Raw genomic sequence first — 9,613 nt, forward strand, 5'->3', positions numbered from 1 at the left:
TCCGCGTGTTCGGCCAGGATGGCTCCGGCGGGTACGCCGCGTTCTGGCTGGTCCGCCCGGGCAGGGAACTTCGGCACGTACATGGACTCCAACGGCCGCCTGGTCTTCAACGTCAACGACTTCGACGAGGCCTACGTCGGCCCCTTCACCTGGGACCTGAAGCGCTTCGCCGCCTCCATAGCGCTGGTCGGGTACGCGAAGGCGCTCAGCGACGAACAGATCACCGACCTGGTCGAGGTGTACGCGGCCGCCTACCGGGAGCGGATCCACGCGCTGGCGACGGGCGCGAAGAGCGACGAGGTGCCGCCCTTCACCCTGGACACCGCCGAGGGCCCGCTGCTCGGCGCGCTGCGCGCGGCCCGCTCGCTGACCCGGTTCGAGCTGCTGGACTCGATGACGGAGATCCGGGACTTCGAGCGCCGCTTCGCCGCCGGCGGCGGCTCCATCGAGCTGGACGCGGCCACCCGCTACAAGGTGCTCGCGGCCTTCGACGGCTATCTGGAGACCCTCCCCGAGGCGTCCCTGTCCCGCCCGGACTCCTACCGCGTGAAGGACGTGGTGGGGCGCCGCGGGATCGGCATCGGATCGGCCGGCCTGCCGTCGTACAACATCCTCCTGGAGGGGTCCACGGACGCCCTGGAGAACGACGTCGTGATCTACATCAAGCAGGCCCAGACCCCGGCCGTCTCCCGGCACGTCACGGACCCGGCGATCCGGGACTACTTCCGGCACGAGGGCCACCGCACGGTGATCTCGCAGCGTGCCCTGCAGGCGCACGCCGACCCGTGGCTGGGCTGGACCGAGCTGGACGGCGCCGGGCAGCTCGTCGCCGAGGTGTCGCCGTACGCGGTGGACCTGGACTGGAGCGACCTCGACGACCCGGAGGAGATCGCGGCGGTCGTGGCGGACCTCGGCCGGGCCACGGCGTCCATGCACTCGGCGGCCGACGACCAGTCCGGCGAGTCCCTGGTGCCGTTCTCCACCGAACGGGCCATCGACGCGGCGATCGCCGCCGACGAGGACGGCTTCGCCCCCCTGCTGACCGACTTCGCCCACACCTACGGCGCCCGCGCCCGCACCGACCACCAGATCTTCGTCGACCTCTTCCGCAACGGCCGCATTCCGGGCTTGTAACCTTCGCGGATTCACAGGGCCCCTTTAGGGGTCCCCTACATGAGTACGTGACAGACTCTTCACCGCTATGGACATATCCGGGACCCAGCTCAGAGCCGTGCGCGCGGCGCTGTTCACGGCCTTCGTCGTGACGCTCAGCACCGCGTCGCACGTGCTGCTGTCCCGGGCCCCGCTGCCGGTCACGGCGGTGGCCGCGGTCGCCGCCGGGGTGTACGTCACGGCGTACGCGCTGGCGGGCCGCGAGCGCGGCTTCGGCCGGATCGCCGCCCTGCTGATCCCGCTGGAACTGGCCGCCGACACGGTCTTCACCACCGGCCAGCACGCCTGCTACGGCCGGGCGGGCGGCCCCGTCGCCGGCCCGCTGCGCGCGGTCGGCTTCGACGTGCTGTGCCACGGCGGCGCGGTGGGCACGCCGCTGGCGCGGATGACGGACGGCTCCCGCGCCTCCGCGGTCCTCGCGGACGCCGACCCGGCCGCCGCCTGGCTGCTGCTCGCCGCGCACGTCTGCGTCGGCCTGCTCGCCGCCGCGTGGCTGCGCCGGGGCGAGCGCGCCCTGACCCAGCTGCTGCGCGCGGTCGCCGCCACCACCTTCCGGCCGCTGCTCCTCGCGGTCGCCGCGAGCGCGGTCCGGCCGGCCCCGGTACGACGGCAGCCGCGCCCGGCGCCGCGGACGGCGGCCGCCCGCGAGCTGCTGCTCGTGCACTCCCTGGGACGGCGTGGACCGCCGTGCTCCGGGGCGCTCGCACTGCCTTTCGCCCTCGCCTGAGCGCCCCTGTCTCCCGAGCACGCCCCTCGTCCGAGCACGACGAGTCCCCCACACGTATCCCGCGTACGACATGTGCGCGTCGTCTATGGAGATCACCAACATGAGCAAGCGGAACAGCTCGGCCGCCAAGACCGCCGCCCGGGAGCGGCTGCGCATCGAGCGCGAGAAGCAGGCCAAGCGCGCGAAGGTCAAGCGGCAGGTCATCGTGGCCTGCTCGGTCGTGGCCGTGCTGGCCGTGGCGGGCGGCATAGGTTACGCCGTCGTCCAGTCGAACAAGCCCAGCCACTGGGAGGCCGTGAAGGACGAGAAGGTCGTCGCCCCGGCCAACACCACGGGTACCGACGGCACCACCGTCGTCATCGGCAAGGCGAGCGCCAAGAAGACCCTCAAGGTCTACGAGGACCCGCGCTGCCCGATCTGCGCCCAGTTCGAGCAGACGGTCGGTCCGACGGTGAAGAAGGACATCGACGACGGCAAGTTCAAGATCCAGTACATCGGCGGCACGTTCCTCGACGGCGACTCGCTCGGCAAGGGCCAGATCGGCTCGCGCGGCGAGGGCTCCAAGAACGCCATGGCCGCCATGGGCGCCGCGCTGAACGTCAGCGACGAGGCCTTCCTGGAGTACAAGACCGCGCTGTACTCGAAGAAGTGGCACCCGGACGAGACCACCGACAAGTTCAAGAGCGACAGCTACCTCATCGAGGTGGCCGACACCGTCCCGGCCCTGAAGAACAACAAGTCCTTCCAGGCGGACGTCAAGTCCGGCAAGTACGACGCCTGGGCGCTGGCCATGTCGAAGACGTGGGACACCAACAAGGACGGTGTGAAGGGAACTCCGAGCTTCGTCATGGACGGCAAGATGCTGACGGCGGACTCCAGCGGCAACCCGCCGATGACGGTGGACGCCTTCAACTCCGTGGTGGACGCGGCCCTCAAGGCCTGACGCGGGCCTGACACAGGGCCTGACGCCGAGCGGAATCTCCGGCTCCGCATGAAGAGCAGGCGAACTTTCCCCGGTTCGCCTGCTCTTGGCTTTACTGGTCAGTAACCTCTTCGGACGTGACCAGTCGATACAGAACAACTCAGGCCTCCGAGGGTGCCGGTGCCCTCGCCCCCCGCCGCCGTACGGTCGTCAAGGCCGCGGCGGCGACCGCTGTTCTGGCCGCCCCGCTCGCCGCCGCGCTGCCGGCCCGGGCCGCTTCGGACGCCCCCGCCTTCCTGCACGGCACCGCCTCCGGCGACCCGCTGCCCGACGGCATCCTGCTGTGGACCCGGGTGACCCCGGCCGCAGACGCCGTGCCCGGCTCCGGGATCGGCCCGGACACCGAGGTCAGCTGGGTCGTCGCCACCGACAGGGCGCTGACGAACGTCGTCTCCCGCGGCTCCGTCACCGCGACCGCCGCCTCCGACCACACCGTCAAGGCCGACATCCGCGGCCTGGCCCCGGCCACCGACTACTTCTTCCGCTTCTCGGCCGGCGGCACGGACTCCCCGGTGGCCCGCACCCGCACCGCACCGGCGGCCGACGCCGCCGTCCCCGGTCTGCGCTTCGGCGTGGTCTCGTGCGCCAACTGGGAGGCCGGCTACTTCGCCTCGTACCGTCATCTGGCCGCCCGGAACGACCTGGACGCCTGGCTGCACCTGGGCGACTACATCTACGAGTACGGCACCGGCGAGTACGGCACCCGCGACACCGTGGTCCGGCAGCACGCGCCCGCGCACGAGATCATCACGCTCGCCGACTACCGCATACGGCACGGCAGGTACAAGACCGACCCCGACCTGCAGGCCCTGCACGCCAAGGCGCCGGTGATCGCGATCTGGGACGACCACGAGTTCGCCAACGACTCCTGGTCCGGCGGCGCCGAGAACCACACCGAGGGGGCCGAGGGCACCTGGACGGCCCGTCAGGCCGCCGCCAAACAGGCCTACTTCGAGTGGATGCCGGTCCGCCCGGCCATCGCCGGCACCACCTACCGCCGGCTGCGCTTCGGCAAGCTCGCCGACCTCTCCCTGCTCGACCTGCGCTCCTTCCGCTCCCAGCAGGTGTCCACCGGCAGCGGCTCGGTCGACGACCCGGACCGCACCATCACCGGCCGTGCCCAGCTCGACTGGCTGAAGGCCGGGCTGAAGGCGTCCGACACCACCTGGCGGCTGGTCGGCAACTCGGTGATGATCTCGCCGTTCGCCATCGGCTCACTCTCCGCCGACCTGCTGAAGCCACTCGCCAAGCTGCTGGGCCTGCCCCAGGACGGCCTCGCCCTCAACACCGACCAGTGGGACGGCTACACCGACGACCGCCGCGAGCTGCTGGCCCACCTGCGTTCCAACTCGATCGGCAACACGGTGTTCCTGACCGGCGACATCCACATGGCGTGGGCCAACGACGTGCCCGTCGACGCCGGGACCTACCCACTGTCCGCCTCGGCCGCCACCGAGTTCGTGGTCACCTCGGTGACGTCGGACAACCTGGACGACATCCTCAAGGTCTCCCCGGGCGTCGTCTCCACGCTCGCCGCTCCGGTCATCCAGCTGGCCAACCGGCACGTCCACTGGGTCGACACCGACCGGCACGGCTACGGCGTCCTGGACGTCACCCCCGACCGGGCGCAGATGGACTACTACGTCCTCTCCGACAAGACGAAGGCCGACGCCACCGCGTCCTGGGAGCGGTCCTACCGCACCCGCAGCGGCACCCAGAAGGTCGAGCGCGCCTACGACCCGGTGTGACCGCCGCCTACAGCGTGTCGAGGAAGCCGAGCGCCACCCGCCAGGTGGCCTCGGCGGCCTCCTCGTCGTAGTCCGGCAGGCCGGGATCGGTGTAGAGGTGCCCGGCGCCCGGGTACCGGTAGATCTCCACGTCGGCGCCCGCCCGGCCCATCTGCAGGTACCAGGCGCTCAGCCAGTCGTCGGTCTCGAAGGCGTCCGGCTCCGCCACGTGCAGCTGCACCGGCAGCTCGTCCGCCGCGGCGTTCGGCGCGATGTCCGAGGTGCCGTGCAGAAGCAGCAGCCCGCGCGCCCGCTCGTCGCCGAGCCCCAGCGTCTGCGCGATCGAGGCACCCAGCGAGAACCCCGCGTACACCAGCCCGCGCTCCGAGTACGGCGCCGCCGCCAGCACGGCCCGCTTCAGCAGCTCGTCCTTGCCGATCGACTCGTTGAACTCCATGCCGTCCTCGACCGTGTCGAACGTGCGCCCCTCGAAGAGGTCGGGCGTCCACACCTCGTGCCCGGCGGCACGCAGCCGGTCCGCCGCCTCGCGCACGGCGGGCCTGAGGCCATAGGTCGAGTGAAAAAGCATGATGTTCATGAGCCCATGGTGCCAGCCGCCGCGGCCGGCCCCGACCCGGTCCCACGGGCCGGCACCGGCCACGCAGTGACGTCCTTCTCACCGTCCCGGAGGTTCAGGACCCCGCGGATCCGGTTACGTTCGGAGCCATGGAGATGGAGAACGTACTCCGCCCGCTGATCGTGGTCGGCGGCGCCGTCGTCCTCACCCTGCTGATCGGCTGGGCGACCGACCTACTGCTGCGCAAGGCCGACGCGCGGCACAGCGAGACACCCCTGTGGGGGCTGCTGCGCCGCGGCCGCGTCCCCTACCAGCTGGTGCTGTGCTCGGGCCTGCTCAGAGGCTCCTACGACCAGGCCGAGGTGCTCCTGGGGCACCGGGTGGCCGTGGGCCAGATGCTGTCGCTGGTGCTGATCGGGTCGACCGCCTGGCTGGTGGTGCGCATCGCGGCGGCGATCGTGCAGACCTCGTACTCCCGGTACGCCCGCGTCCACCACGACGCCGCCCGGGTCCGCCGGGTGCGCACCCAGGTCTCGCTGATCATGCGCGTGGTCACGGCGATCGTCGGTGTGGTGGCCGCGGCGGCGATGCTGCTGACCTTCCCTGCGATGCGTGCGGCCGGCGCCTCGCTGCTGGCCTCCGCCGGCGTCGTCGGCATCGTCGCCGGTGTGGCCGCGCAGTCCACGCTGAGCAACATGTTCGCGGGGCTGCAGATCGCCTTCGGCGACATGGTGCGCCTGGGCGACACGGTCGTGGTCGACGGCGAGTGGGGCACGGTCGAGGAGATCACCCTGACCTTCCTGACGGTACGGACCTGGGACGAGCGCCGGATCACGATGCCGGTGTCGTACTTCACCTCCAAACCCTTCGAGAACTGGTCGCGGGGCACCCCGGAGATGACCGGGATCGTCTACTGGCACCTGGACCACTCGGCGCCGGTCGAGGCGATGCGGGAGCGGCTGCGGGACATCCTGCGCGAGTGCCCTGCCTGGGACGGACGGGCCTACGGCCTGGTCGTCACCGACTCCACGCCGAACACCATCCAGGTGCGGGCCCTGGTGACCGCCAAGGACTCGGACGACGTCTGGACGGCCCGGGTCACCGTCCGCGAGCAGATGATCACCTGGCTGGCCGCCGAGCACCCGTACGCGCTGCCCCGGGTGAACACGGCCGACGCGGTCCTTCCGCAGGGCGGGATCATCCCCTCCCAGGACGGCGTGGTCCAGGGCCACCGGCTGCACGAGCCGCCGCGCACCGGCCGCTGACCGCGTCCGCGCCCGCACCCCGCTCGTCCCGGGCCCTCCCTGGTGCCCCGGTCAGTGGCCGCGTTCGGCGCCGCCGTTGACCTGGACGATCTGAGAGGTGATGTGCCCGGCGGCCGGGGACGCCAGCCAGTGCAGGGTGGCGGCGACGTCACCCGGTGTGCCGGCCCGCCCGGTGGAGGTCTCGGCGACGAGCCTCTGCCGCCGGGCCTCCTCGATCGGGCCGCCGAAGAACTCGGTGTCGTCGATGTATCCGGGCGCGACCACATTCACGGTGACCCCGCGCGGACCCAGCTCTCTGGCCAGGTCGTGGGCGTAGGGGTGCAGGGCGGCCTTGGCGGCGGCGTAGGAGCCGGTGCCCGAGCCCCGGAACGCCGCGATGGAGCTGAGGAACAGCACCCGTCCGCCCGGGTCCGCGAGCCGGTCCTTCAGGGCCTCGGTGAGCAGCACCGCGGTCAGCGTGTTCTGCCGGAAGTTGCCGCTCCAGACGCGGGCGGCGACGTCGAGCGGATCACCGGACCCGGCGTCGGCGGCGAACGCCGCGTTCCCCCCGGCGCTGTGGACGAGCACGTCCACGGTCCCGAACTCCTCCGCGACGAACCTCGCCACGTCCCGCACGTCGGCCGTCTCGGTCAGATCGGCGGCCCGCACGACGGCACCCGGCACCCCCGTACTCTCCAGCACCTCTCTGCGCCGCCCGAGCAGCAGCACCCGGTCCCCGTCGGCCGCGAACGCCCACGCGGTCGCCAGTCCGATCCCTGTTCCTCCACCACTGATCACGATGTTCCGAGCCATGATCCGAGACTACGAGCGGGAGGCCGCCGCTGCCTTCGGATGTCCACAGCCGCCACAGATTCGTATGACTGCCGCCACGTGCGCAGACGTGCGGTGTCGGGAGCGCGGCCGGAAAATCAGCGAAGGCTGCGGACGTCCAGATGGCGCAGCACCCGGTCCACGATCTCCGGGTCCGCCCCCGGCTCGCTGCGGGCCGACAGCACTTCGTGCCGCGCCGCGCTGAGCATCTCCGACTGGATCCGCCGGACCCTCTTCAACCGCCTGACCCGTTTGTCGTGGCCCTCCCGCCGTTCGTCCTCCGCCACGTCGGGACTGATCCGGAACCCGATCTCGAAGGCGCGCCGCAGCATCTGCTCGGACAGTTCCTCCGGCAGCTCCTCGACCTGCTCGATCTCCCGCAGCCGCCGCCGGGCCGCCTTCGCCGCACGCAGCGCCAGGTCCTTCTCGATCTCCTTCTCGTGTTCGGTGTCGGCCCGCACCCCCAGCCGTTTCACCAGCCACGGCAGCGTCAGCCCCTGGAGCACCAGGGTCGCCATGATCACGCCGAAGGCGATGAAGACGATCACGTCACGGTCCGGAAAGGCCGATCCGTCGTCGGTGTTCAGCGGAATGGCCAGCGCCAGCGCCACCGACGCCACCCCGCGCATCCCGGACCACCACATCACGACCGTCTCCCGCCAGCTGGTCGGGATCTCCTCGTCGTAGTCCCGGCGGGCGTGCAGCCGCTTGGTCAGCCAGGTCGCCGGCAGCAGCCAGAGCAGCCGTACCACGACGACCACGCCCACCACCGCGGCCGCCCAGCCGAGCAGCTCGCCCCAGCGGCCGGACGCCGTACGGATGGCGTTGTGCAGTTCCAGGCCGATCAGCCCGAACGCGACACCGGTGACGAGCGTGTCGACGATGTCCCAGAAGGTGTAGCCGGCGAGCCGGGTCATCACGTCGTCGGCGTCGGTCGCGTACTCGGCGATGAAGAGCGCGGTGGTGAGCACCGCGAGCACCCCGGAGCCGTGCAGTTCCTCGGCGACGACGTAGGAGACGTACGGGACGAGCAGGGTGAGGCCGATCTGGAGCGTCGCGTCGCCGAGCACGTCCATCAGCTTGTTCGCGCCCCAGCCGAGCGCCAGCCCCACGGCGACCGCGACCACCGCGGAGAGCAGGAAGTCCAGCCCGGCCCGCCACGGCGAGAACGTACCGCTGATCACCGCGGCGATCGCCACGTGGTACAGCACGATGGCCGTGACGTCGTTGAAGAGGCCTTCGCCCTCCAGGATCGACACCAGCCGCCGCGGCAGCCCGAGCTGCCCGGCGACGGCGGTCGCGGCGACCGGGTCGGGCGGGGCGACCAGGGCGCCCAGCGCGACCGCGGCGGCGATCGGCAGCCCGGGCACGATGGCGCTCGCGACGGCCGCCACGCACAGCGTGGTGACGAACACCAGGGCCACGGCGAGCAGGAAGATCGGCCGTTTGTTGGCCGCGAACTGCCGCCACGAGGTCCGCCGTACGGCCGCGTAGAGCAGCGGCGGCAGCAGGCCGGGCAGGATGAGCTCGGGCGGGATGTTCACGTTCGGCACGAAGTCGGCCACCGCGAGGACGATCCCGAACAGGGTCATCAGCACGGGCGCCGGCAGGCCGAGCCGGTCCCCGACCGGGACACTCACCAGGGCCCCGAGCAGCAGCACGAACAACAGGGCCAGCTGATCCACGGCTTGCGCTCCGGGAGTCGACGATCACACAGCAGGCCTCAAGCGTGCCACGTCCCCCATGAACCCCGTCTACAGCGCGTGGCGCATCCCCTGGTGCGGGATGCCCGCCTCCGCGTACCGCGGGCCGTACGGCTCGTATCCCAGCCGTTCGTAGAAGCCCAGCGCGTGGGTCTGCGCGTGCAGGTCGACCACGGCCAGGCCCCGCGCGCGTGCGGCCTCCTCGATGGCCCGGACCAGGGCCACGCCGACACCGAGGCCGCGGGCCTCCTCGGCCACCGCGAGCCGGCCCAGGGAGCCCAGGGACGGGTCGCCGCCGGTCTTCGCCGCGGCCGCGGCGCCGTACAGCAGCCGGCCGGTGCCGAGCGCGACACCGTCCGCGCGGACGGCCAGGACGTGCAGGGCCGTGGCGTCGTACTCGTCGTACTCCAGGTCCTCGGGGACGCCCTGTTCGACGACGAAGACCTGCTTGCGCAGCCTGAAACAGGCATCCAGGTCGGCAGGGTCCTCGGCGATGCGCACCTCGTACGCGCGAGTGCTCACCCGTACGTCTCCTCGCGGACCTGGTCGAGCGCCTTCTAGAGGTCGGCGTCCTGGAGTTCGAGGACGGCCCGCGCGCCTCGGTCCCGGCGGAGATCCCGCCGGCCGCCGCGCACGCGTACTACGACTT

The 9,613-nt window shown here is 71.6% G+C and carries 9 protein-coding genes and 1 pseudogene; 6 read left to right on the forward strand and 4 right to left on the reverse strand.

All coding sequences use genetic code 11. The features are described from left to right. The 4 genes from ABZ646_RS32320 to ABZ646_RS32335 all read left to right on the forward strand — a co-directional run. On the forward strand, positions 1-1,134 hold a 1,134-nt coding region (locus tag ABZ646_RS32320; RefSeq protein WP_360526743.1), incomplete at its 5' end, for a DUF2252 domain-containing protein. Between the two features lie 67 nt (positions 1,135-1,201). Continuing rightward, complete coding sequence (locus tag ABZ646_RS32325) at positions 1,202-1,900, forward strand: hypothetical protein (RefSeq protein WP_360526746.1); 699 nt, start codon at positions 1,202-1,204, stop codon at positions 1,898-1,900. 100 nt (positions 1,901-2,000) lie between these two features. After that, positions 2,001-2,843 carry a thioredoxin domain-containing protein gene (locus ABZ646_RS32330; RefSeq protein WP_360526749.1) on the forward strand — a complete coding sequence of 281 codons (843 nt, stop codon included), beginning with the start codon at positions 2,001-2,003 and terminating at the stop codon, positions 2,841-2,843. A 116-nt stretch (positions 2,844-2,959) separates the two neighbouring features. After that, on the forward strand, positions 2,960-4,630 hold the full coding sequence (locus ABZ646_RS32335; RefSeq protein ID WP_360526752.1) for an alkaline phosphatase D family protein: 1,671 nt from the start codon (positions 2,960-2,962) through the stop codon (positions 4,628-4,630). Between the two features lie 7 nt (positions 4,631-4,637). Here ABZ646_RS32335 and ABZ646_RS32340 read toward each other — a convergent pair whose 3' ends face one another. After that, positions 4,638-5,207: a dienelactone hydrolase family protein gene (locus tag ABZ646_RS32340; protein WP_360526755.1), complete on the reverse strand. Its 570-nt coding sequence runs from the start codon at positions 5,205-5,207 to the stop codon at positions 4,638-4,640. Positions 5,208-5,341: 134 nt separating this feature from the next. On the opposite strand from ABZ646_RS32340, the gene ABZ646_RS32345 reads away from it, so the two are divergent. Further along, a complete protein-coding gene (locus tag ABZ646_RS32345) occupies positions 5,342-6,451 on the forward strand; it encodes a mechanosensitive ion channel domain-containing protein (protein ID WP_360526767.1) in 1,110 nt (369 codons plus the stop codon). Between the two features lie 51 nt (positions 6,452-6,502). Here ABZ646_RS32345 and ABZ646_RS32350 read toward each other — a convergent pair whose 3' ends face one another. The 3 genes from ABZ646_RS32350 to ABZ646_RS32360 form a co-directional block, all read right to left on the reverse strand. Then, positions 6,503-7,243: an SDR family oxidoreductase gene (locus ABZ646_RS32350; RefSeq protein ID WP_360526758.1), complete on the reverse strand. Its 741-nt coding sequence runs from the start codon at positions 7,241-7,243 to the stop codon at positions 6,503-6,505. Positions 7,244-7,359: 116 nt separating this feature from the next. Beyond that, on the reverse strand, positions 7,360-8,946 hold the full coding sequence (locus ABZ646_RS32355; protein ID WP_360526761.1) for a Na+/H+ antiporter: 1,587 nt from the start codon (positions 8,944-8,946) through the stop codon (positions 7,360-7,362). A 69-nt stretch (positions 8,947-9,015) separates the two neighbouring features. Continuing rightward, the gene (locus tag ABZ646_RS32360; protein WP_360526764.1) at positions 9,016-9,486 is read right to left on the reverse strand and encodes a GNAT family N-acetyltransferase; all 471 of its coding nucleotides are present in this window, start codon (positions 9,484-9,486) and stop codon (positions 9,016-9,018) included. Between the two features lie 8 nt (positions 9,487-9,494). Here ABZ646_RS32360 and ABZ646_RS32365 point away from each other — a divergent pair. After that, positions 9,495-9,613: pseudogene (locus ABZ646_RS32365) on the forward strand (D-alanine--D-alanine ligase A); the annotation flags it as partial.

Origin of the sequence: Streptomyces sp. NPDC007162 (assembly GCF_040634175.1) — a bacterium.
Classification (GTDB): Bacteria; Actinomycetota; Actinomycetes; order Streptomycetales; family Streptomycetaceae; genus Streptomyces.

Bases quoted from the DNA above. Each gene is read 5' to 3' on its own strand.
- ABZ646_RS32345 (WP_360526767.1), top strand. From the start codon at position 5,342: ATGGAGAACGTACTCCGCCCGCTGATCGTGGTCGGCGGCGCCGTCGTC.
- ABZ646_RS32330 (WP_360526749.1), top strand. From the start codon at position 2,001: ATGAGCAAGCGGAACAGCTCGGCCGCCAAGACCGCCGCCCGGGAGCGG.
- ABZ646_RS32325 (WP_360526746.1), top strand. From the start codon at position 1,202: ATGGACATATCCGGGACCCAGCTCAGAGCCGTGCGCGCGGCGCTGTTC.
- ABZ646_RS32350 (WP_360526758.1), bottom strand. From the start codon at position 7,243: ATGGCTCGGAACATCGTGATCAGTGGTGGAGGAACAGGGATCGGACTG.
- ABZ646_RS32340 (WP_360526755.1), bottom strand. From the start codon at position 5,207: ATGAACATCATGCTTTTTCACTCGACCTATGGCCTCAGGCCCGCCGTG.